Below are 22,085 nucleotides of genomic sequence, written 5' to 3'. Positions count from 1 at the left end.
CCGCCCACGGAGAACAATACACATGCCAAGCAGTATTCTCGTTGTCGAAGACGAACCGGCGATCGCCGAACTGATCGCGGTAAACCTGCAGCACGCGGGGCACTATCCGATCCGGGCCTACAACGCCGAGCAGGCGCTGTCGCTGATGAGCGATGTGCTGCCCGACCTGGTGCTGCTCGACTGGATGCTCCCGGGCAAGTCGGGCGCGAACTTCGCCAAGGAGTTGCGGGCCAACGACCGCACCCGCCAGATCCCCATCATCATGCTGACTGCCCGCGGCGATGAGCAGGACAAGGTGATGGGGCTTGAGGCCGGCGCCGACGACTACGTCACCAAGCCGTTCTCGCCCAAGGAACTGCTGGCGCGGATCAAGGCCGTGCTGCGCCGCCGCGCACCGCAGCTGACCGACGACGTGGTGGCCATCAACGGCCTGCGCCTGGACCCGGCCACGCACCGCGTCACCGGCCAGGACGACAGCGGCGCGATCAAGCTGGACCTGGGTCCGACCGAGTTCCGCCTGCTGCACTTCCTGATGACACATCCGGAGCGCGTGCACAGCCGCTCGCAACTGCTCGACCAGGTCTGGGGCGACCATGTCTTTGTCGAGGAGCGCACCGTCGATGTCCATATCAAGCGCCTGCGCGCCGCGCTCACCCCCGGCGGCTACAGCAATATGATCGAAACCGTGCGCGGCAGTGGCTACCGCCTGGCGCGCACGCCCGGCGCCTGACGCGCCGGGCATGGCCGGGCGGCTGACGTACCGTCCGGCCAGGATGGCCCACGCTGCTGGCAGGGCGCGGCGAATTCGTGGCACACTCCGTCGCAACCCTGCAGCCTTCCATGGCTGCGAGCCTGAAGCCTGCGCATGAATGTCATCTGGGCCCGTTCCGTGGCCATCCTGATCAGCCTGCTGGTGCTGTCCGCCGGTGTCTACCTGGCCGTGGGCCCGGTGCCGGCGCTGGCGCTGGCGTGCGTATCGCTGCTCGGGCTGCTGTTCTACTACCTGTACCAGATCAACCGCCTGTGGAAGGTGCTCGATGCGCCGGTCTACGGCGAGATCCCCAGTGCACTCGGGCTTTGGGGCGAGGTGTATTACCGGCTGCACCGGCTCGTCAAGCGCTGGCGCACCCAGGTGCTGCAGGTCGAGCAGCAGCACACGCGCTTTATCCAGGCCATCCAGGCTTCGCCCAACGGAGTGCTGATGCTGGACGACGCCGACCAGATCGAGTGGTGCAACGACGTGGCAGAGCAGCATTTCGGCCTGAACGCGCGGCGCGACGTGCGCCAGCGCATCACCCACCTGATCCGCCGCCCCGAGTTCGTCCACTACCTGACCCGGCAGCGTTTCGACGATCCGCTGGTGATGCGCGACATGGGCGAACACAAGCACAGCGTGATCGCGGTGCAGATCCTGCCCTATGGCGACAACCGCAAGCTGGTGATCACCCAGGACATCACCAAGCTCGAAAACACCGAGGCGATGCGGCGCGACTTCGTTGCCAACGTGTCGCACGAACTGAAGACGCCGCTGACGGTGCTGACCGGCTTCCTGGAGACCGTGCGTGACCTGCCGGTGTCGGAGGACGACCGGCGCCGCTACATCGACATGATGCTGGCGCAGTCGGTGCGCATGCAGAGCATCGTCGAAGACCTGCTGGCGCTGGCCAAGCTGGAAAGCGATGCGCAGCCGCCCGGCAATGACATCGTGCCGATCCGTGCCATGGTGGCGCACCTGAGCCACGACGCCGAGGCGCTCTCGCAGGGACGGCACCAGGTCTCGGCCGATATCGACCCGACCGTGGGGGTGCGCGGCGCGGAAACCGAACTGCTCTCGGCGCTGGGCAACCTGGTGTCGAACGCGGTGCGCTACACGCCGGATGGCGGGCGTATCACCATGCGCCTGGCCTGGGAAGAGGGCCATGCCGTGTTCTCCGTGGCCGATACCGGCCTGGGCATTGCGCCCGAGCATATTCCCCGGCTGACCGAGCGCTTCTACCGCGTGGACCGCAGCCGCTCGCGCGACACCGGCGGCACCGGGCTGGGGCTGGCCATCGTCAAGCACGTGCTGTCACGCCACCATGCGGACTTGCGCGTGACCAGCGAGGAGGGCCGGGGCAGCGTGTTCCGCGTGATCTTTCCGCTTGAGCGCAGCCTGCGTTCGGCTGGGGAGGGTGCGGACATGCCAACGCCAGGCACCGGCCCGACCGCGCCGCCGCAGTCGCCGGACACCTCGCGCCGCGCCGCCTGACCCGTAAAGGAAAACCCCGCCGCGGCGGGGTTTTGCATGCCATGCCTCAGGGAAGCATAGAGCCCGCTCAGGGTGTGCCGCCGAACATCACCAGCATATCGTTCTGGCTCACATGCGGACGCTTCGAGCGCGTCTGCGTGCGCGCATAGTTGCCGTCCGGCTGCATGATCCATGCCGAGGCGTTGTCGCGCAGGTGTACCTGCAGGCTTTCCTTGATGACGCGCGCCTTCAGCGCCTTGTCCAGCACCGGGAAGGCAACTTCGACGCGGCGGAACAGGTTGCGGTCCATCCAGTCGGCGCTGGACAGGTACAGCACCTCTTCGCCGCCGGCGTGGAAATAGTAGACCCGGTGGTGTTCCAGGAAGCGGCCGATGATCGAGCGCACCGAGATGTTCTCGGACATGCCCGGCACGCCCGGCATCAGCGCGCACACGCCGCGCACGATCAGGTCGATCCTCACTCCCGCGCGCGAGGCCTTGTACAGCTCGTCGATGATCGACGGCTCCAGCAGCGCGTTCATCTTGGCGATGATGCGCGCGGGCTTGCCGGCGCGCGCGTTGCGGGCTTCGGCGCGGATATGGTCGACCAGGTTGCTCTGCATGGTGAAGGGCGACTGCCACAGGTGGTTCAGCCGGATGGTGCCGGCGGTGCCGGTCAGCAGCTGGAACACGTGGTGCACGTCTTCGCAGATCTCCTCGTTGGCCGTCAGCAGGCCGAAGTCGGTGTAGAGGCGGGCGGTGCGCGGATGGTAGTTGCCGGTGCCGAGGTGGGCGTAGCGCCGCAGCTTGACCTGCTTGACCTTGGGGCCGGTGGGCTCGCGCCGAACGATCAGCAGCATCTTGGCGTGGCACTTGTGGCCGACCACGCCGTAGATCACGTGTGCGCCCGCGGATTCCAGGCGCTCGGCCCAGTTGATGTTGGTCTCCTCGTCAAAGCGTGCCAGCAGCTCCACCACCACCGTGACTTCCTTGCCGTTGCGCGCGGCGGTCATCAGCGCTTCCATGACCAGCGACTCATTGCCGGTGCGATAGACCGTCTGCTTGATCGCGACCACGTTGGGGTCGGCCGCTGCCAGCTGCAGCAGGTCGAGCACAGAACTGAAGCTCTCGTACGGGTGGTGCAGCAGCACGTCCTGCTGTCGCATCACGTCGAACATCGACGTGCCGGCGGAGAAGGCCTTGACCGGGGCGGGCACATACGGCGCAAACTTCAGCGCGGGCCGGTCCACCATGTCGGGGATCTGCATCAGCCGCACCAGGTTCACCGGGCCGGAAACGCGGTACAGGTCCTGCTCGGCGAGGCCCGATTCCAGCAGCAGCCGGCGCGCCAGCGGTGCCGGCGTGTCCGAAGAGACTTCCAGGCGCACCGTGTCGCCGAAATGGCGCGTGGGCAGTTCGCCCTGCAGCGCCTCGCGCAGGTCGGTGATCTCGTCTTCCGAGACGAACAGGTCGGAGTTGCGCGTGACGCGGAACTGGTAGCAACCGTGCACGGCAATGGCCGGGAACAACTCATGCACGAAGCCCTGCATGAAGGATGACAGCATCACGAAGCCGTACGGGTAGCCCGACAGCTTCTCCGGCATCTTCACCACGCGCGGCAGCGCGCGCGGCGCCTGCACGATGGCCAGGTCGGCGTCGCGGCCGAACGCGTCCTTGCCGGACAATTCCACCACGAAGTTCAGGCTCTTGTTGAGCACGCGGGGAAAGGGATGGGCGGGATCCAGCGCAATCGGGGTCAGCACCGGCCCCAGTTCGCGCTGGAAGAACTCGCGCGCCCATTCGCGCTGGGCGTCGGTCCAGGTGGTGGTCAGGTGGAAAAAGACCCCCTCTTTTTCAAGTAGTGGAAAAATGGTGTTCTGCAGCATGTCATACTGCGAAGCCACAAGCCGTTGCGTGCGCTCGGTGACAAGCTGGTAGGTCTGCTGGAATGACAGGCCGTCCGGCGTCAGGCCCGAAGCGTTGTCGCGCAGCTGTTCCTTCAGGCCCGCCATGCGGATTTCAAAGAACTCGTCCAGGTTGCTGGACACGATGCAGATGAATTTCAGCCGCTCCAGCAGCGGGACTTTCGGGTCCGCCGCCTGTGCCAGCACGCGGGCATTGAATTCCAGGATGCCCAGTTCGCGGTTGAGCAGCGTACTGGACGGAGTCGTCGACATGAGCATGACCTTCTTTTGGTAATGTGGCGACTTTTTCATAAAAACGTGTCACTTTTATGACAGTTTGATTTTGTCATGATGCAGACATGACCAGGACATATTTTTCCCGGGCGCGAACGCCGGCAGGCCAAGGCACCAGAGTGCACCTGCCGCGCCACGCAACGCCAACGCGAACCAGCCCTCCTAGCACACGATGAACAACACCCCACGCCTGCTGGCTGCCGTCGACATGGGTTCGAACAGCTTCCGCCTGATGATCGGGCGGGTGGACGAAACCCCCACCGCCAATGGCCCGGCCAGCCAGATCTTCCAGGTCGACGCGCTGCGCGAGCCGGTCCGCCTGGCCGCCGGCCTGACGCCCGACAAATACCTGGACCAGCCCGCGCGGCGCCGCGGCATCGATGCGCTGCGGCGCTTCGGCGACCGGCTGCGCGAGTTCGCGCCCAACCAGGTGCGCGCCGTCGCCACCAATACGCTGCGCGTGGCCAAGAACGCGTCCGAGTTCCTGATCGAGGCTGAAAGCGCGCTGGGCTTCCCGATCGAAGTGATCGCCGGGCGCGAAGAGGCGCGGCTGATCTACCTCGGGGCCTCGCACGACGCTCCGGCCTGCCAGGGCAACCGCCTGGTGGTCGATATCGGCGGCGGCTCGACCGAGTTCATCATCGGCAACGGCTACCAGTCCAAGCTGATGGAGAGCCTGTATATCGGCTGCGTATCGCACAGCCGCCAGTTCTTCCCCAGCGGCAACGTCGATGAATATGCGATGAAGCAGGCCGAGCTGGCCGCGCGCCGCGAGATCCAGGTGCTGGTACGCCAGTACCGCGCCGCGGGCTGGGAGCAGGCGGTCGGCTCGTCGGGCACGGCGCGCGCGCTGGCCGAGCTGATCGAACTCAATGGCATGAACGACAGCACCGCCGAGCACGGTATCACGCGCGAGGGGCTGGAGCGCCTCAAGCGCGCGCTGATCAAGGCCGAGAATACCAACCGCGTCAAGCTGACCGGCCTCAAGGCGGACCGCATCCCGGTGCTGCCGGGCGGCTTGTCGATCATGCTGGGCGTGTTTGCCGAACTCGATATCGAGCGCATGGATGTCACCGACGGCGCGCTGCGGCTGGGCGTGCTGTACGACCTGCTCGGACGCAGCCACCATGAGGACATGCGCACCGTCACGGTGGACCAGTTCATGCGCCGCTACGGCGTAGACCGGGCCCAGTCCAGCCGCGTGCGCCGCGCCGCGCAGACGCTGTTGTCACAGTTCCCGGAGCCAGCCAACGAACGGCGCGAGGACAACCTGGCGCTGCTGGGCTGGGCCGCCAGCCTGCATGAGATCGGCATGACGATCTCGCACAGCGGCTACCACAAGCATTCGGCCTATATCGCCACTCATGCCGACATGCCGGGCTTTTCCAAGACCGACCAGGCGCGGCTGGCGACGCTGTTGCTGGGCCATGCCGGCAAGCTCGGCAAGCTGTCGGGCAGCGGCAGGTTCGTCGACTGGCGCATGCTGTTCAGCCTGCGCCTGGCCTTTGTGCTGTGCCGGCGCCGCTCGGACGTGGCCTTGCCCGATATCCGTGTGAGCCAGCTGGCCGAAGCGCTGGACGAAGGCTTCACCGTGCGCCTGCCGCAGGCTTGGATCGAGGCCAATCCGCTGATCGAATACAGCCTCGCGCAGGAGGCTGACGAATGGCAACGGACCGGCAAGCGCTACAAGGTCATCTACGACTGAGCGCAGCGCGGAGGGCGGCCGCCAGGGGCGGCGGCCGCTGACAGGGCCAGGCGCCGCTCAGGCGGCGTTGTTCAGGCCGAGGAAGTGGCGGGCGTAGCGCGGGTTCATGTCGTTCACGCGCAGCAGCGTCAGGAAGTCCGCCACGTTGAAGTCCGGATCCCAGGCCGGCTGGCCGCAGATCTTTGCGCCCAGGCGCAAGTAGCCCTTGATCAGCGCGGGCGGCTCGACGTCCAGCTGCTGGTTCAGGTCCTCGACCGGCAGCGGCACGCGCGGGAAGGCATGGTATTCGATCGGTGCCAGCGAGCGTTCGCTGAACAGCCGGTGGAGGCTGGCCGCGTAGTGGCCGCCGTCGTTCATCGGCACGCTGGCGCAGCCCAGCATCGATTCGATGCCCCAGCGCTGCAGGTACTCGCCCAGGCCGCCCCACAGCGCCATGATGACGCTGCCCGAACGGTAGTCGCGGTGCACGCAGGAGCGGCCCAGTTCCAGCATCTTGGGGCGCAGGTGGGCCAGGCGCACCAGGTCGAATTCCGATTCCGCGTACAGGCAGCCCAGGCGCTTGGCCTGGTGCGGCGGCAGCACGCGGTAGGTGCCCACCACGCGCAGCGTGGCCATGTCGCGCACGATCAGGTGGTCGCAGTAGGCATCGAACATGTCGATGTCCAACTCCGGCACGGAAGACGTCAGGCGCGCGCCCATTTCCTCGGCAAAGACCTTGTAGCGCAGGCGCTGGGCTTCGACTACTTCGTCCTGGTGGCGCGCCCACGCCACGCTGAGAACAGGCGATTCATGTGCCGGTGTATCTGATTGGCGATGAAGACGGCTCCGCGCCGTCTGGCTACCAAGGCCATTGGGCAGAGAGTCAAAAAGCGGCTGGGTGGGCGTCGGCAGATCTCGCATCAGTATGTCCTTTTGGTGACGAAACTGTTGCGATGCAATGTAGTGAGGGCGGGTGACAGTGCCGTGACCCGGGGATGACCGTTCCGTGACGTCTCCTGCCAGGGCGGACGGTTGGGCAGTTTCGGGCGACGGGTCAGGGGTGTGAGTTGCGTTCCTCGCCAGCAATATGACGATTGGCCGGCCCATTCATGGGGAATCTCCGTGACACCTGCTTTCGGCACCGGAAGAGGCGCCAAGGCCACTCTGGTAACGGGAGATTCCGCCCGCCATCAGCCATTTCTGATTTTGACGGGACAGGATGGGTCAGGTGCCGTCAGGCGGTACCAGGCATGCCGGAAGGCAAGGCTCAGAGGAATTCGGGGTTGATGACGGCGCGCAGCACGGTCTGCGCCTCGCTTTCGCGGGTGCGGCCGGTCAGCCACCAGATGCCGCTCTTGCGCACGCTCCAGTTCATTTCCGAGCCGGCCAGCAGCAGGCTGGCGACGCGGCCAATCCAGGGCTGGTGCCCGACCACCACCACATGCTCGGGGCGTTCCGGCCACTCGACCGCGGCAAGCACCGCGCTGACGTCGGCGCCGGGCGCAAGGGCATCAATGATCTCCGCCTTGGCAGTCAGCGCGGCCGCCGTTTCACGGGTGCGCAGCGCGGGGCTGCACAGCACGCGGGTGTCGGCCGGCAGATGCGCGCGCAGCCATTTGGCGGATACCTCCGCCTGCTTGCGGCCGCGGCGTGTGAGCGGGCGCTGCAGGTCGGCATGGCGGCTCAGGCTGAGCGCGTCGGGGAGGTCTTCGGCTTCGGCGTGGCGCCACAGGATCAGGTTCATGTCGGGCGGGGCAATGAGCGTGCTTCGAGTATGGTGAAGCGGCCCGAGCGGCGCAAGCGCCAGCGGGCCCGCGCCGGTGGCGCAGGCCAGGCTGCACGCAGCGCGTAAACGGAAGCGGGCTGCCTGTCGGGCAGCCCGCAAGTGTGTCCGGGCGCGGTGTCAGCGGCGTGACAGCGCGTCGGCGCACAACGGCCGCGGCGCGGGCGACAGCCGCGCATGCGGTATCGCCGGGGCCGCGCAGAAACTCAGGACTTGTGGCGGAAGTTGATGCGTCCCTTGGTCAGGTCATAGGGCGACATTTCCAGGGTGACACGGTCGCCGGCCAGGATGCGGATGCGGTGCTTCTGCATCTTGCCCGAAGCGTATGCCCAGATTTCGACGCCGTTTTCCAGCGTGACACGATAGCGGTTGTCAGGCAGGGCTTCCGACACCACGCCGCCAAATTCAATGAGTTCTTCCTTAGCCAATCTGTCTTCCTTTCCGACAGCCCGTGAAGGCTGCATGGTTGCGATTTCAAAAATCCTGTTCGGTTCGCCCGTCACGGCGCGGAACCGCGGCACATTGCGCCGATTGTGGCGAAGTGCGCCTTGGGTTGTTCGGGGCAAGCTCACGCGGACTGCGGCGCGCGGCGCCTGATGCTCGGTCCTGTCAGCGGTATCGCCCAATGGGCGCGGATGGCTTGGGCGAGCCTGGCCGCTGACGGCCGGGGAGGCCGTGTGCTTTGCGGAGCAGGCGGGCAGGTTGTACCCGGTGGTTCGCCAGTTTGGTGTCGTCGCGGAAGGCCCGCGCCGGCGGCTGCTGTTCGCTCGCGAGAGCGCGCTGGTGAGAACGCCCGGTTACAGGGATGCACGGACACCCCGGGGGCTACTTTGACATTGTATCACGTACGCAGTTGCAGCATGGCCAGCACGTTGCGCCGGACGGCCGGCCACGGCGGTTGCACCGCGCCGGGCAGGTCGGCAATAGATGTGCCGTAGAGGTATCTTAATGTGGTCTGGCCGGCTTGGTATTTGCCCCATATGAGCTAGAACTAACTCGTACGGCCTTGCCGGGCCGGATCTCGCAAGGAGACTGCCATGGAACTCCATCTGGAATCGCACCGCTACGTTCGCTGCCGGCCGGACTGGCGGGCAGCCGTGGTGGCGGGGCTGATTGCCGGCGCGGTCTACATGGTGCTGGAGCTGCTGACGGCGCGCTTCCTGCTGTACCAGGGCGCCTGGGGCACCGTGAAGATGGTCGCGGCAATCATCCTCGGGCGTGAAGCGCTGTCTGCTGATGCCTTCAACTGGACCGTCGTGCTTTCGGCGGGGACGGTGCACTTCGCGCTGTCGATCATCCTGGCGGCGGTGCTGGCAATAATCCTGTCGTCATTCCGTTTCGATTCCAGCCTGTGGTTGGCCTCGGTGGTCGGGATCGTGTTTGGCGTGGTGGTCTACCTGGTCAATTTCTATCTGCTGGGCGCCTACTTCAACTGGTTCGACGAGGCCCGCGGCTGGGAAAGCCTGTTCGCCCATGCGCTCTTCGGGTTGGTGGCGGCCGACGTCTATTGCAATCTCGAGCGACGGCGTGGCGAGACGGAGCAGCAGCCTGCCTGAACCAGGAGGTGGAGATGAGGGAGGGGTGGTAGCAGCCGGCATCCTCCCGGCTGGCGCTTTCGGTTAGCCCATCTGGTTGATATGACGTCTAACGCGCTCGCACTAACCTAGAGGCAAACGATCAGAGCGGCCGCCGCCAACCATGCCTGCGGACGGCTACACCGGAGTACCGAGCCCATGCGGGTCGCAATCGTCAGTACCGAAACCACTGGGCTCACGCCAGCGGACGAGCCCGTCAGCATCGGCCTGCTGCTTGTCGAAGTGGCGCCGCGGGCTGGCACGCTATTGCGGGAGATCACTGACTATTACGGCTCGCAGGAGCCCACCGTGCCGATCAGCGAAGCTGCCACCGGCACGCACGGATTGACCGCCGAGATGCTGCGCGGGCGGCGCTTTGACGTCGATACCATCCGCGCCATCATTGACGACGCGGATGTGCTGGTCGCCCACGGCGCCGAATTCAACGCGCGGATGCTGGGAAAAGTGCTTCCCGACATCCAGCACAAGCGCTGGCGCTGCTCGGTGCGCCAGGTTCGCTGGGCCCAGTACTTCCACGCCCCCAACCACAAGCTTGATACACTGTGCGCGCACCTGCACATATTTCGGCCCCGCCCACAGGTTGCGCTGGATGATTGTCTGGCGCTGTCCAAGCTGCTGTTCCAGCACATGGGTGCTGCCGGCCAGGCCACGCCCATGGGCTTCCTGCTGGCCGAGGCCGACTTCGTGCCGCGTGTTGCGATCAGCATGCCTGCGCCACCCGTGCCGCCGCCGTCACCTGCGGTCCCGGCCGGCGCAGGCCAGTCATGGATGCCAAAGGTTGAGACCGGCCATGCGGGCCCAAGCCGGGGGCTGGTCATTGTCGCGGTGATGCTGATGCTGTTCGCGGGCGCGCTGATCTGGCCGGACTTGCTGCGGTGGTGAGAACAGATCTTGCCAGGCCGGCAGCGCTGGGAGGGGCTTTTGTATGGGCGCCCGGCGCCGCATGGCGCACTGGACTTTAATCCAGCACTAAAGCAGCAAAATCAATAGTGAATTGCCAAGTATTTGGCGTGCGACCGCAACACGGCCGAGGCGACCGTTCACGTCCGAAACATACCTCTGCCTGATATGGCTTCGTGGGTCGGAGAATTACGCTTGCAGAAATAAATAGTGGAGGGGGGATATGAGCGCGGAACTCGTGCGCTTCCTCGAAGACATCTCAATCCGCGCCCTGTTAAGCGTGGCTCCGATGTGCGTGACGCTGCTGATCATGGTCTCGCTGGAAAGGCGTGTGACGCCCGCCAGGCCGCGAGCGTCCGGGCCTGCCTGGTTCAACGTTCGCTATGGGATCGTGATGCTGGTCCTGAATTCCGCACTGCAGCCGCTGCTGCTGGAAGTCCCGCTGACGCTGACTCGCACGCTGGGCGCGGGTTGGATCTCCTTTGAGGACAGTATCGCAGGGTGGTGCTTAGCGTTGCTCGCGGTCCTGTTGACGACCGATCTGCTGGAGTACCTCATCCACCGGGCCCAGCATACGTTCCCGGTGTTATGGAAGATGCATGAGCTGCACCACAGCGCCGAGCATTTCGACGTAACGCTGACGTACCGTCATTTTTGGGTCGAGCCGCTGCTCAGGGCGGCTTGCCTGTTTCCGCTTGTCGGTGTTCTCTTTAAGGTCCCGCCGAGCGTAGGGGCGGCTGCTGCGATCATCTTTCTCATCAATAACCATGCCGCACACATGAATCTGCGCTATTCACCCAGGTTCGCTTTGCTAATCCAGCATCCGCAATATCATCGCCTGCACCACTCTCGGCACGAGCGTGACCGCAATAAGAATTTCTCCAATCTCTTCCCCCTCTGGGACATCCTCTTCGGCACGCTACGCCGGCCTGGGCGCGACGAGTTCGTTGATGTGGGGCTCGGTTCAGGCGACGCGCCTCATAGCCTCTGGCAGGCGTTGTTATGGCCATGGTGCCGTATGCGCCAGGTATCGACACCCTTGGAACGGATGCCCGGGACATGAATTTGGGAGGGGCGAGCGAGTGTGGATGCAATCGGTCAGAGTTGCTCTGCCGAAGGGGCGGCATGGGCCCGAACCACTGTGCGTTAAATCAGTGCTGTATAGGGCACGCCGACCACTGGATATTAGGGAGCGGCCAGGAATTAATTAGGAAAGCCGTTAGGGAATGAAAAAAGCGGCTTAGACGTTGCCGCCCAAGCCGCTGATTCCATTACATATTTCTGGTCGGAGCGATAGGATTCGAACCTACGACCCTCTGATCCCAAATCAGATGCGCTACCAGGCTGCGCTACGCTCCGAAGCCCGCGATTGTAGCTGGGCTCTGGGCTTGCGGTCAATCTAATGTGATGATGCCCGCTCTGGCGCACTCAACCTTGCCGGCCTGCTCCCCCTTCTGGCGGGGGCGCTTTGGCTTGACTTGGGTTTGCGCGCTGGGATAATCCGCAAACCGCACCAGTCCGACCGGCGTGCTTTTGGGAACGCCCGGTTTGCCTATTTCCTTCCGGACTGACCTGATCACCACAACAAGAACGGCGCTCCCGCCCGCGGCGGGCGCCTCGGCCTGTTTGCGTCTGCCGGCTGGCGGCGCCAGGCGTCCTGAAACCGGGTATGCGGCATTGATAACAACGGTCCGACACAGGGCCGGTAAAGAGCAGGTAACAGCGGCGCCATGCGGTGCACCGCTGGTCGCCTTGGACGGGAATGAAGATGTTTCAGTCGCACATAGTTGTGCTCATCGCAGGGTTGTTTGCCCTGCAGATGGCTGTGGTTTGCGTGGTGTTGCGCCGCTCGGCGGGCATGGATCGCAGCGGCCTGACGTCGTGGGCGCTGGGGAGTGTGCTGGCGGCAATGGCCGCGGCCCTGGCGGCGGTGCAGGAACTGCGCCCGCTTTGGCTGGTGCTGGAATCGAGCGACCTGGCGCTGTTGGCGGCGCTCTCGGTCATGGTCGTGGGCGCGCGGCACTTCGCGGCCCGGCCCGGCCGCGCCGTGCCGTTGCTGGCGCTGAACCTGGCGGCCGCAGCGGCGGTGGCCTGGCACGACCTGGCGCCGCAGTATCTTGCCGTGCCGGTGCTGGTGCCGGAGATGGCACCGCTGCTGACGATGTGCCATATCGCACTGCTGCTGGACCTGGCCCGCAGCGCCATGCCGTCGGTGCCGGCCACGCGCGGCACCGGCCGGCTGGCGGCGTTGTCGCTGGTATTGATCGTCATCGCCGCGGCAGCCATCAACGCATGGACCGTGGCGCTGCCGCTGGCGGCAGTCATGCAGGGCGGCGCCTGGCCGCGGCCGATGCCGTGGGACGGCGAGCTCGCCATGCTCAACGTCTTTGCACTGGTGGGCGTGTCGGTCAGTTTTGCGCTGATGGCGCACAACCGGCTGCGCCGCATGCTGGAGCGGCGCGCGCGCCATGACGACCTGACCGATGTGCTGCTGCGCGGCGCGTTCTGGGAGGAGCTGGAGGCAGCCTGCCTGCGCGCCGAACGGCAGCGCAAGCCCCTGACGGTGGCCTTTGTCGACCTCGATCACTTCAAGGCGATCAACGATGTCTACGGCCACCTGGCGGGCGACAGCGTGCTGCGGCATTTCGCCGGACTGCTGCGCAAGAGTTTCGGCCAGTTCGATGTGGCGGGGCGCCTGGGCGGCGAGGAATTTGCCATCCTGATGCCGGATACGGCGCTGGAGCAGGGCCGGCTTGCCTGCCTGCGGCTGGCCACGGCGGTGCGCGCCACGCCATGCCCGTCCGAGCCCGACCCGATTGCCTATACCGTCAGCATCGGCCTGGCGGCGCGGCAGCCGGGCGAAGGCGCCGATGCGCTGATGCGCCGCGCCGACCGTGCTCTATACGACGCCAAGCTGAAAGGGCGCAACTGCGTGTCCCTGCATCCGGCCGGCAGCGAGGCGGGCACCGATGGCGGCGCTGTCGATGGCCACTACATCACGCGCGCACAGCCGCGCGCCGCATCCTGACCTGCGCCGCTTGTCACTGCGCAGCGGTGCTGCGGTAGAATGCACGCCTTCGCGTCCTTAGCTCAGTTGGATAGAGCACTCGCCTTCTAAGCGAGCGGTCAGAGGTTCGAGTCCTCTAGGACGCGCCAGCCCCCAGGGGCCATCCCATCGAACCAGGTTACTGACTCGTCCCCGCCGGGCGATTCCCGGGCACCTGGCCTGTCACGATCCTGGCACCGACGTCTTTCAGCAAGTGCTGGAAATCGGGCGACTCCAGGATGATCTTTCCCGCGGCGGCGCGCAGGCGGTCGACGGCTTCGGCCGGCAGCGAGAACGACGTCGCCAGCTCATTCAGGTAATCCAGTTCCGCCTTGTCCGTCAGTCGGGCAAACGACACATCGATGGCATAGATGGTCGCGTCCGGCGTGCGCAACGCCGCAGTGACGGCGACATCCTTGTTCGTGGCAAAGGCGCGCGACTCCCGCAGCCGGCGCATGGCTTGCCACCGGGCCTGATTGTCCTTCAACAGTTCGGTCGCCTCATAGGAATAGTGGTCGATTGGCACGCCGGTGGCTTTCACCAGAATCTCCAGCGTGCCCGGCGCAGACTCTGACTTGTCCCATGTCGTCCGGGGCGTGGACAGCGAATTGACGACAAAGACAACGATCCTGCGGGTATGGTCCAGGGGTGAGGGCTGGCCGTTCAGGTGCAGGGACTCCAGGACCTCCAGGGAGTCCAGCACGCTGCGCATGCCCAGGTTGTCGGAGACGCCGCCGTCCACGACATGGATATAGGGCCGGTTGACGCTGTCCCCGTATTCCGCTTCTTCCTTCAGGTGCCGGGTTGCGCGAGCGGCCGGCCGGGGTGGGTCGCTGGCATCGATAAATGGCTTGATCCAGTCGGGAGGCACATAGCCGCAATTGCCCCCGTAGTTGTTGAGCGTGATGGGCGTCAGGACCACAGGAACCGCCGACGATGCCGCGGCGGCACGGGACAGGCGCAGCGCATTGAGGTCGGAGCAGAGTACGTCGAAGGTGGTCTGCGTGAATGGCAGGCGTGCGCCCGTCGAGATGTCCGTGGCCGAGGCAATGATGAACGGACCCTTGCCCCGATGGAGGTCGCCAAAGGTTGCCCCATGGAAAAGGATTTCGTCATACAGGTCGGCGGCCAGTTCAGAGCGGCCCCATCCGCTCGACCACAACGACGGCCAATACGCCGGATTCAGCGTCCGGAACGTGATCTCGCCCTGCACGTCGCGTTTGAGGAAGCTCTGTTCGTAGAGATCAAACAGTTTGTCGCCATACAGGCCGTAGGCGAGGGCAGTGAAGCTGCCACCTGACACGCCGGTGATGACGCTGACATGGTCGAGCAGGCGTGACCGGTTGCCCTTGGGTCCGACGACTTCGGTATTGCGCAGGAACTCAAGCACGCCATACGAGAACGCTGCCGCGCGCGTACCGCCCCCTGAGAAGGCAAGGATGACCAGGTTCTCGTTGTCCGCCGAATACTGGGGCCGCGTGAAGAATCGATAGCCGGTACTCTGGTCCGCGTGCGCGATCGGCGGATTGACTGGCCGGGAGGCGCAGGCGGCAAGCAGCAGCATCGAAATGACGGCCAAGGCTGAGGTCGGCAATCTGGCCATAGGTCCTCCGCGGCGAATGCAGGACGAACCAGACCGGGGGGCGGCGCCCTGCAACTCCCCCAATACTAGACGGCCAATGTAGCGATAGGCGTACGTTTTGAGGTTGTCCCGGCCCCGTCACTCGTCTAGACTGGATTTCACCTGTCCAAGAGATCGGTACGTAACCTGGCTTGGCGAATGCGCGGCGATGAGGTTGCCGATCCGGTACTTTTGCGGTGATCTGCAGGGAGACCAGCGATGTTGCCCACGCCCACTTCAGAGAGAGCGCTGTCCCGCGGACTACTTGATGTGCTGATCCGCGCCGGGCTGATCGCGGTGCTGGCAATCTTCTGCTTCCAGATATTCCGCCCCTTCCTCGATCTCATTGTCTGGTCCGTGATCCTGGCGGTGACCATCTACCCGCTGCAGGTCAGGCTCAGGCGCAGGCTGGGCAACAAGGACGGCCGCGCCGCCACGCTGATCGTGCTGGCCGCCATCGCCATCATTGCGCTGCCAGCCTACCTGCTGGGTGCCGCCATGGTCGATTCGATGGAGAATGCGATCGCCATCGTCAAGAGCGAAGGCATTCATATTCCGCCACCGCATGAGTCGGTCGCCAGCTGGCCGCTGGTTGGCCAGCGCCTGTATGACCTCTGGCTGTATGCCGCCTCGGACCTGGCCAGCTTGGTGCAGACGCTGGCGCCTCAGATCAAGGAAATCAGCCTGGCCGTGCTGGCCGCAGCCGCCGGCATCGGCAAGGGGCTGCTGATCTTCGTCTTCGCGCTGATTATCGGGGGCATCTTCATGGCCTACGGCGAGGCCGGCAACCGTAGCGCCGTGCAGATTGCCTCGCGCATTTTCGGCCCGGAGCGGGGCCCGCGCATCGCCACGCTATGCACGGCGACCATCCGCGCGGTGGCGCAGGGGGTGGTCGGCATCGCCTTCATCCAGATGCTGCTGATCGGCATAGGCTTTGTGATCAAGGGGGTTCCTGCCGCGGGCGTGCTGGCCATGGCCGTGCTGCTGCTGGGCATCGCGCAGTTGCCGGCCACGCTGATCACCGTGCCAGTGATCATCTATGTCTTTGCCACGGAAGGTGCCAGCGTTGCCACTATTGTCTTCGCCATCTATGTCTTCGTGGCGGGACTGGCCGACAACGTGCTCAAGCCACTGCTGCTCGGGCGTGGCGTCGATGTGCCGATGCCGGTGGTGCTGATCGGTGCCCTGGGCGGCATGGTGACCGGCGGCGTGATCGGCCTGTTCATCGGCCCGGTGGTGCTCGCGGTCGGGTATCAGCTGTTCTGGCAATGGGTGGAAGACCCGCCGCCGCACGCGGATCCCGGCAACCAGCAACAGACCTGAAGTGGTCCGGGCCGCCCATGTCGCGCTGGAATCCTCCGTTGCGCGCATTGCTGGCCGGCGCCTGCTGCCTTGGCGGCTGCGCGCGCCTGGGGCCGGATTTCCAGCCGCAGCATGAACCCTGGATGCAGCAGTGGCACAGCCCGGCGCTTGAGCAGGCGACCGGGCAGCGGGCCCAGCCCGACATCCGCGAGTGGTGGCAGGTCTTTGCCGACCCGACCCTCGAACGCCTGATCGCCGAAGCCGACGCGCACAATGCCAGCCTGCGGATTGCCGGCCTGCGCGTGATGGAAGCGCGGGCCCAACTGGGCATTGCCCAGAGCGGGCGATTCCCGCAACTGCAGCAGGCCAGTGCCGATGCCCTGTACACGGATCGCCGGCAGGCCGGAGGCCTCAACCCGCAGAATAGCCGCTTCTGGCAATACAGCGCGGGCTTCGACATCGGCTGGGAACTTGATTTCTGGGGCCGCTTCAGCCGCGCCATCGAATCCGCCGATGCAGCCTATTTTGCCGCCCGCGCCAACCGCGACGATGTGCTGGTGCTGCTGCGTGCCCAGGTGGCTGACACCTACTTTGCGCTGCGCACGGCCGAGGCACGGCTGCGCATCGCCCGCGAAAACGCGGCGCTGCAAAAGCGCAGCCTTGAAATCACCGAGCGGCTGTTCAAGAGCGGCGAGACCGACGAGCTCGACCTGCAGCAAGCGAAGACGCAGTACCTGGGCACCCTGAGCAGCATCCCTGAATTTGAAAGCCAGATCATGCGCACCCGCAATGCCCTGGCGGTGCTGATAGGCCGCCCGCCGGGCCCGTTGCCGGAACTGCCGGAGCTGGCAGGCAAGGAAGGGGTGATTCCACTGATCGATCGCGCGGTACTGCAGGACGTGCCCGCCAGCCTGCTGTTGCGCCGTCCGGATATCCGCGCCGCCGAGCTGCAGATTGCCGCGCAATCGGCGCTGATCGGCGTGGCCGAAGCCGATCTCTATCCGTCGCTGACGCTGCTGGGCAGCATTGTCTGGTCCGCCAGCACGCTGGCCGGCACGCCCAACAGCCTGGCCCTGATCGGCGGCCCCAGCCTGCGCTGGAACGTGTTCGACTACGGCCGCATCAAGAACACCGTGCGCGTGCAGGACGCCCGCCTGCAGCAGCTGATCGTCGCCTACCAGGATGCCGTGCGGCAGGCCGCGCGCGAGGCCGACGATGCCGCCAGTGCGCTGATCAAGGCGCTGGAACGCGAGCAGATCCTGCGCGACACCGCGCTGGCCGCCAGGCGTTCGCTGACGCTGGCCAACGCGCTCTACCGCGAAGGCTACTCGGACTTCCAGCGCGTACTGGATTCCCAGCGTGCGCTGGCCACCCAGCAGGACACCTACCTGGTCAACCGCAGCAATGCCGTCAGCAACCTGATCGCCTTGTACAAGGCGCTTGGCGGCGGCTGGCACAGCGAGCAGCCACTGGTGGATCCGGCCACCCGTCAGCAGATGCAGCAACGCACCGACTGGGGGACGCTGCTGGATGAGCCAGGCCCACCGTCCGCCGGTGCCAGCCTCCCTGTGAAGCAGAGGTAGATCTCCCTGAACGAGAGCCGATGAGCGACGCCCCGCAACCCCCCGCAGCCCCAGCGCCCGGTGCACCGCCGCCCGCCGCCGACCCGGCAAGGAAGGGCGTGCGCTGGGTGATCCTGCTGATCGTCATCAGCCTGGTCTGGTACCTGCTGGCCGACCGCCTGACCCCGTACACGCAACAGGCGCGGGTACAGGCCTTCGTGGTGCCGGTCGCGGCGGAAGTGTCCGGGCGCGTGACCAAGGTGCATGTGCGCAACAACCAGGACGTTGCGGCAGGCACTGTCCTGTTCGAGGTGGATCCCCAGCACTACAAGATCGCCGTGGACCGCGCCCGCGCCGATCTGGAGTCGACACGCCGGCAGATCGGCGCCAGCACCGCGGGCATCGAATCGGCGCAGGCATCGCTGCGCGCAGCACGCGCCAACGAACTCAAGGCGCGCCAGGACAGCAGCCGCCTGGAGCGCCTGTACAGCGATGACCCCGGCACCATTTCCCTGCGCCGTCTGGAGGTGGCGCGGGCCAGCCTCGAGCAGGCTGTCAGCCAGGTCGCCGCCGCCAAGGCCGAGGTCCAGCGTGCGCGCGAACAGCAGGGGGGCAGCGAGGAAGAGAACGCCAAGCTGCGCAGCGCCGCCACGGCCCTGGAAAAGGCCGCACTGGATCTTGCCAATACGCAGGTGCGGGCGCGCGCCGCCGGGCTGGTCACCGACCTGCGCACCGATGCCGGCCAGTTTGCCGCGGCCGGCAACCCGGTCATGACGCTGATCGCGATCCACGATCTGTGGATCAGCGCGGAGATGACCGAGAACAACCTGGGCCGTGTCGAGCCCGGCACGCCGGTTGCCATCGTGCTGGATGCGCTGCCGGGCAGGATCTTCGAAGGTCGTGTGCGCAGTGTCGGCTATGGCGTCAACGTCGGCCCGAGCACGCCGCCGGGCAGCTTGCCGACGGTGCAGAACAGCCGGGACTGGCTGCGTCCGGCGCAACGCTTCCCGGTGGTGGTCGAGCTTGCCCATGGCGAACTCGCCTCGATGCGCGGTATTCGCGTGGGCGGGCAGGCCGAGGTCATGGCGTTTCCCACCCAGGGCAACCCGCTCAATCCGCTCGGCCGCGTATTCCTGTACCTGATGAGCTGGCTTTCCTATGTCTACTGACCGCCCGGCGCTGCCGTTGCCCGCGCGCGATCCACGCGCCCAGCGTTCGCTGCGCGTGGCGTGCGGCACCGCGCTGTGCCTGGCGGCCAGCTTCGGCCTGGGCCTGCCGGTCCCCATGCTCGCGCCGGTGCTCGGCGTGTTCCTGCTGGCCAGCGTCAACCAGCCGATGTCAGCCAAGGCCGGGCTGGGCCTGGTGCTGGTCGTGATGCTGACTACTGGCACCGGCCTGCTGCTGATCCCCTTGCTGCGCTACTACCCGGTCAGCGGCGTGCTGATGATCGGCCTGTGCCTGTTCCTCGCGTTTCGCTACGGACTGCGCGGCGGCAACAACCTGGTCTCGACCTTCCTGGTGATTGGCCTGACCATGATCTCGGCGGCGGGCACCTTCGATTTCGGTCTGGCGGTCACGGTCATCGGTGCCCTGGTCAAGGGACTGCTCGTCGCGGTCGTGGTGCTGGCACTTGGCCACTGGCTGTTTCCCGAACCGGCCGGCGCGCAGGCGCCGCCCGCGGCCAAGGCCCTTCCGGATGACCAGGCCGCCTGGATTGCGCTGCGCGCTGCGCTGGTGGTGATGCCGGCCTTCCTGCTGGCGCTGAACGACCCGGCCGCGTACATCCCGATCATCATGAAAGCGGTCACCCTTGGCCGGCAAAGCTGCACCACCACGGCACGCGGCGCCGGGCGCGAACTGCTTGGCTCGACCTTGTTCGGCGGCGTGCTGGCCATCCTGTTCTGGTGCGCGCTCAGCCTGTTCGTGCATTTGTGGATGTACTTCCTGTGGATGCTGCTGTTCGGCCTGCTGGTGACGCGCAAGCTGTATGGTCTCAGCCCGTCGCGGTACCCGCCAAGCTTCTGGGTGAACACTCTCGTGACGCTGATCATCCTGCTGGGCCAGTCGGTGCAGGACAGCGCGGCCGGGAAGGATGTCTATACCGCCTTCGCCGTGCGCATGGGCCTGTTTATCGGCGTCACGCTGTATGCCTGGCTGATGATCGAGTTGCTCGACCAGCCGCGCAGCGCACGACGGCACGCCCGCTAAAGAGGCCGGTCGTGCTGAGCAACCTGCTGATCGGCCTTCCCGTGATGCTGCTCTGCCTGCTGCTGCAGGCGGTCTTCGTCGCTATCTGCCTGCGCTACTACGTGCGCTTCAGGCATGCGCGGCAAGCCCGAGAATCGCTGTGGCAGGAGATCCTATTGTTGTCGGTCGTGATGATGCTGACGTTGCTCGGCAATTTCGTGCAGATGGCAATCTGGGCAGTCCTGTTCATGCTGCTGGGCGAGTTCAACGATTACGCCACCGCGCTGTATCACTCTGGCGTGAATTTCGCCACCCTGGGCTATGGAGATATCGTCATGTCCGAACCCCGGCGCCTGCTGGGGCCGCTCGAGGCGGCCAACGGCATCCTGATGTTCGGCGTCTCCACTTCGGTGATGACCGCGGCGGTGCTGGACGTGATCAAGCACAACCTTGCCGGGCTGCGGCAGGACGAAGGGCCATAGGAGTGGAGGTGTTGTAGGCATCAGCTCGGCCACGGGAGATGTCGCGCCGCGGCACACGTCACATTCCTGGGAGGGTTTTAATATCGGATGCTGAAATTTCTGAATTCCCTAATCCCTGAAAGCCGACGATGATCTCGGGCGGGGTTCGGGCAATCGCTGTATCCCGACCTCTGCGAAAACTGGCCCGTTGCGGACGACCATCAGGCTGGCTGCACTCGCCATCCAACTATCCAGGGAGACTCAGATGATTGCGCGACAGCTTTCGATTGCCAGCCTGGCGCTGGCGGCTTGCCTCGCCTCCGGAACCATTGGTGCGCAGCAACAGCAGCCGCCGATGAATGCCAAGGAAGCCAAGGTGAAGTTCTCGGAGAAGTTCAAGGCTGCGGACGCCAATCACGATGGCAAGCTGACCCGTGAGGAGGCGCAGGCGGGTATGCCGGAGGTGTACAAACAGTTTGACCAGATCGACGCCAAGAAGAAGGGCGAGGTAACCGAGAGGCAGATTGGCGCGTTCTGGGCGGCCAAGACGAAGCAACACAACACGGCCCAGAATCCGGGCGGGTTGAACTGATCTGGCGCAAGCATAGCGGGCAGGACAACGTAGCGCGGCGGGGAGGCAGGCACAGGCCTGGCCCCATCGCCGCGCTGCGTTTTCCAGTCAGGAAATCGTGTAGGTGGTACGTTCCCCGGGGTTGTACAGGTCCCTGGCCAATTGGAGGATCTGGTCCCGATGATGGTCGAAGGTGGCGAGAAGGGCGGATTCTTCCGCGGTACCCTGGTGGCTCAGGCGCAGAAGAATGTCGTCAGTGACCTGGAATGCCACTTCGCGCGCGTTGTCATAGCCCCAGAAACAAACGCAGTGCCGCGCCGCATCGTAGCTGCGGCTGGGATTGGGAAAGTTCAGTGCCATTGCAAACTCCTGTCCGGTCACGGTACGCCGTGCATGTTGGGCTTGCTGGCGCCAGCCGGTGCTGCCAGCCCTAGTATGCACCCGTTTCCCGTCAGCCGGGCATCTGTCTGCGCTGGCTGCTGCAGCGCATGACCCGCGTTCTTGGCGAAAGATATTTCTTTTGCCGGCGATTTAGCGCGTATGCTGGGGTTGCCATTATCTCCAGGCAAGCCATTCAGGAGCCCATCATGGCCAAGAGTCAACTACGCAGCAGCCGCGAAGCCAAGAAACCCAAGCAACCGAAGAAGCCATCGGTGCCGGCCTCACCCTTCAGCACGGTCCAGTTTCGCGGACACGATGAGGTCGCCAAGAAGAAGAAATGACTGAGACTGACAGCACAGGGATCATCTGGTCCCTTGTGTTCCTGGCCGTGTTGGTCGGGGTCTACGGCTACATCATCCGGGTGGGCATCCACCACAAGCCGGTGTTCGGCATCGCGAAGCATTCGCTTCGGTACTGGTGGCACCGGCTGGTCCACGTGACCAGGTAAGCCAACGCAACGCCGGCCAGTCAGGCCGGTGCGGGCAAGATTTGCGGTTTTGCCGCACAA

21 protein-coding genes and 2 tRNA genes are annotated in these 22,085 nt (G+C 65.4%); 16 read left to right on the top strand and 7 right to left on the bottom strand.

The window, feature by feature from the left end:
* The first annotated feature begins 22 nt into the window (after positions 1 to 22).
* Positions 23 to 730 carry a phosphate regulon transcriptional regulator PhoB gene (gene phoB / locus KB879_RS24095; protein ID WP_013957280.1) on the top strand — a complete coding sequence of 236 codons (708 nt, stop codon included), beginning with the start codon at positions 23 to 25 and terminating at the stop codon, positions 728 to 730.
* Positions 731 to 865: 135 nt separating this feature from the next.
* Positions 866 to 2,248, top strand: a complete 1,383-nt coding sequence (phoR, locus tag KB879_RS24090; RefSeq protein ID WP_013957279.1) for a phosphate regulon sensor histidine kinase PhoR — start codon at positions 866 to 868, stop codon at positions 2,246 to 2,248.
* A 67-nt stretch (positions 2,249 to 2,315) separates the two neighbouring features.
* Here the strand turns inward: phoR and ppk1 are convergent, their stop codons facing one another.
* Positions 2,316 to 4,442 carry a polyphosphate kinase 1 gene (ppk1, locus tag KB879_RS24085; RefSeq protein ID WP_211979905.1) on the bottom strand — a complete coding sequence of 709 codons (2,127 nt, stop codon included), beginning with the start codon at positions 4,440 to 4,442 and terminating at the stop codon, positions 2,316 to 2,318.
* 154 nt (positions 4,443 to 4,596) lie between these two features.
* Between ppk1 and ppx the strand changes: the two genes are divergently transcribed.
* Positions 4,597 to 6,129 carry an exopolyphosphatase gene (ppx, locus tag KB879_RS24080; RefSeq protein ID WP_211979904.1) on the top strand — a complete coding sequence of 511 codons (1,533 nt, stop codon included), beginning with the start codon at positions 4,597 to 4,599 and terminating at the stop codon, positions 6,127 to 6,129.
* Positions 6,130 to 6,186: 57 nt separating this feature from the next.
* Here ppx and KB879_RS24075 read toward each other — a convergent pair whose 3' ends face one another.
* The 3 genes from KB879_RS24075 to infA form a co-directional block, all read right to left on the bottom strand.
* Positions 6,187 to 7,029 (bottom strand): GNAT family N-acetyltransferase, encoded by an 843-nt coding sequence (locus tag KB879_RS24075; protein ID WP_211979903.1) that lies wholly within the window; start codon positions 7,027 to 7,029, stop codon positions 6,187 to 6,189.
* A gap of 346 nt (positions 7,030 to 7,375) precedes the next feature.
* Complete coding sequence (locus KB879_RS24070) at positions 7,376 to 7,852, bottom strand: histidine phosphatase family protein (protein ID WP_013957275.1); 477 nt, start codon at positions 7,850 to 7,852, stop codon at positions 7,376 to 7,378.
* Positions 7,853 to 8,097: 245 nt separating this feature from the next.
* Positions 8,098 to 8,319, bottom strand: a complete 222-nt coding sequence (gene infA, locus KB879_RS24065) for a translation initiation factor IF-1 (protein ID WP_008641674.1) — start codon at positions 8,317 to 8,319, stop codon at positions 8,098 to 8,100.
* Between the two features lie 609 nt (positions 8,320 to 8,928).
* Here infA and KB879_RS24060 point away from each other — a divergent pair.
* The 3 genes from KB879_RS24060 (at position 8,929) to KB879_RS24050 (ending at position 11,449) form a co-directional block, all read left to right on the top strand.
* Positions 8,929 to 9,447 carry a hypothetical protein gene (locus tag KB879_RS24060; RefSeq protein ID WP_013957274.1) on the top strand — a complete coding sequence of 173 codons (519 nt, stop codon included), beginning with the start codon at positions 8,929 to 8,931 and terminating at the stop codon, positions 9,445 to 9,447.
* A gap of 177 nt (positions 9,448 to 9,624) precedes the next feature.
* Positions 9,625 to 10,368, top strand: coding sequence for a DNA polymerase III subunit epsilon (locus tag KB879_RS24055; protein WP_211979902.1), 744 nt, complete (start codon positions 9,625 to 9,627; stop codon positions 10,366 to 10,368).
* Between the two features lie 241 nt (positions 10,369 to 10,609).
* A complete protein-coding gene (locus tag KB879_RS24050; RefSeq protein WP_211979901.1) occupies positions 10,610 to 11,449 on the top strand; it encodes a sterol desaturase family protein in 840 nt (279 codons plus the stop codon).
* A gap of 219 nt (positions 11,450 to 11,668) precedes the next feature.
* On the opposite strand, the gene KB879_RS24045 is transcribed toward KB879_RS24050, so the two are convergent.
* Positions 11,669 to 11,745, bottom strand: a tRNA-Pro gene (locus KB879_RS24045).
* Between the two features lie 409 nt (positions 11,746 to 12,154).
* Here KB879_RS24045 and KB879_RS24040 point away from each other — a divergent pair.
* Entirely contained in the window at positions 12,155 to 13,414 is a 1,260-nt protein-coding gene (locus tag KB879_RS24040) for a GGDEF domain-containing protein (RefSeq protein WP_211982283.1), read from the top strand.
* 51 nt (positions 13,415 to 13,465) lie between these two features.
* A tRNA-Arg gene (locus KB879_RS24035) sits at positions 13,466 to 13,542 on the top strand.
* Between the two features lie 29 nt (positions 13,543 to 13,571).
* Here the strand turns inward: KB879_RS24035 and KB879_RS24030 are convergent.
* A complete protein-coding gene (locus KB879_RS24030; RefSeq protein ID WP_249221181.1) occupies positions 13,572 to 15,089 on the bottom strand; it encodes a patatin-like phospholipase family protein in 1,518 nt (505 codons plus the stop codon).
* 183 nt (positions 15,090 to 15,272) lie between these two features.
* On the opposite strand from KB879_RS24030, the gene KB879_RS24025 reads away from it, so the two are divergent.
* The 6 genes from KB879_RS24025 (at position 15,273) to KB879_RS24000 (ending at position 21,157) form a co-directional block, all read left to right on the top strand.
* A complete protein-coding gene (locus tag KB879_RS24025; protein ID WP_211979900.1) occupies positions 15,273 to 16,376 on the top strand; it encodes an AI-2E family transporter in 1,104 nt (367 codons plus the stop codon).
* Between the two features lie 17 nt (positions 16,377 to 16,393).
* Positions 16,394 to 17,938: an efflux transporter outer membrane subunit gene (locus KB879_RS24020; protein WP_153953647.1), complete on the top strand. Its 1,545-nt coding sequence runs from the start codon at positions 16,394 to 16,396 to the stop codon at positions 17,936 to 17,938.
* 20 nt (positions 17,939 to 17,958) lie between these two features.
* On the top strand, positions 17,959 to 19,086 hold the full coding sequence (locus tag KB879_RS24015) for an HlyD family secretion protein (RefSeq protein ID WP_013957267.1): 1,128 nt from the start codon (positions 17,959 to 17,961) through the stop codon (positions 19,084 to 19,086).
* The gene (locus KB879_RS24010) at positions 19,076 to 20,125 is read left to right on the top strand and encodes a DUF2955 domain-containing protein (RefSeq protein WP_211979899.1); all 1,050 of its coding nucleotides are present in this window, start codon (positions 19,076 to 19,078) and stop codon (positions 20,123 to 20,125) included. The genes KB879_RS24015 and KB879_RS24010 overlap by 11 nt, the downstream gene beginning before the upstream one ends.
* Before the next feature lie 11 nt (positions 20,126 to 20,136).
* Positions 20,137 to 20,586 (top strand): potassium channel family protein, encoded by a 450-nt coding sequence (locus KB879_RS24005; protein WP_211979898.1) that lies wholly within the window; start codon positions 20,137 to 20,139, stop codon positions 20,584 to 20,586.
* Positions 20,587 to 20,830: 244 nt separating this feature from the next.
* Positions 20,831 to 21,157 carry an EF-hand domain-containing protein gene (locus KB879_RS24000; protein ID WP_211979897.1) on the top strand — a complete coding sequence of 109 codons (327 nt, stop codon included), beginning with the start codon at positions 20,831 to 20,833 and terminating at the stop codon, positions 21,155 to 21,157.
* Between the two features lie 87 nt (positions 21,158 to 21,244).
* Here KB879_RS24000 and KB879_RS23995 read toward each other — a convergent pair whose 3' ends face one another.
* Positions 21,245 to 21,496 carry a DUF1488 domain-containing protein gene (locus KB879_RS23995; protein ID WP_013957263.1) on the bottom strand — a complete coding sequence of 84 codons (252 nt, stop codon included), beginning with the start codon at positions 21,494 to 21,496 and terminating at the stop codon, positions 21,245 to 21,247.
* Positions 21,497 to 21,723: 227 nt separating this feature from the next.
* Between KB879_RS23995 and KB879_RS40230 the strand changes: the two genes are divergently transcribed.
* Both KB879_RS40230 and KB879_RS23990 read left to right on the top strand, forming a co-directional pair.
* On the top strand, positions 21,724 to 21,858 hold the full coding sequence (locus tag KB879_RS40230) for a hypothetical protein (RefSeq protein ID WP_013957262.1): 135 nt from the start codon (positions 21,724 to 21,726) through the stop codon (positions 21,856 to 21,858).
* Positions 21,855 to 22,025, top strand: coding sequence for a hypothetical protein (locus KB879_RS23990; RefSeq protein ID WP_211979896.1), 171 nt, complete (start codon positions 21,855 to 21,857; stop codon positions 22,023 to 22,025). The genes KB879_RS40230 and KB879_RS23990 overlap by 4 nt, the downstream gene beginning before the upstream one ends.
* Positions 22,026 to 22,085: the final 60 nt, after the last annotated feature.

The sequence above is a fragment of the Cupriavidus sp. KK10 genome (assembly GCF_018223725.1).
Classification (GTDB): domain Bacteria; phylum Pseudomonadota; class Gammaproteobacteria; order Burkholderiales; family Burkholderiaceae; genus Cupriavidus; species Cupriavidus necator.
Note: the sequence above shows the minus strand (reverse complement) of the source record. Positions and strands in the feature narration are given on the sequence as shown.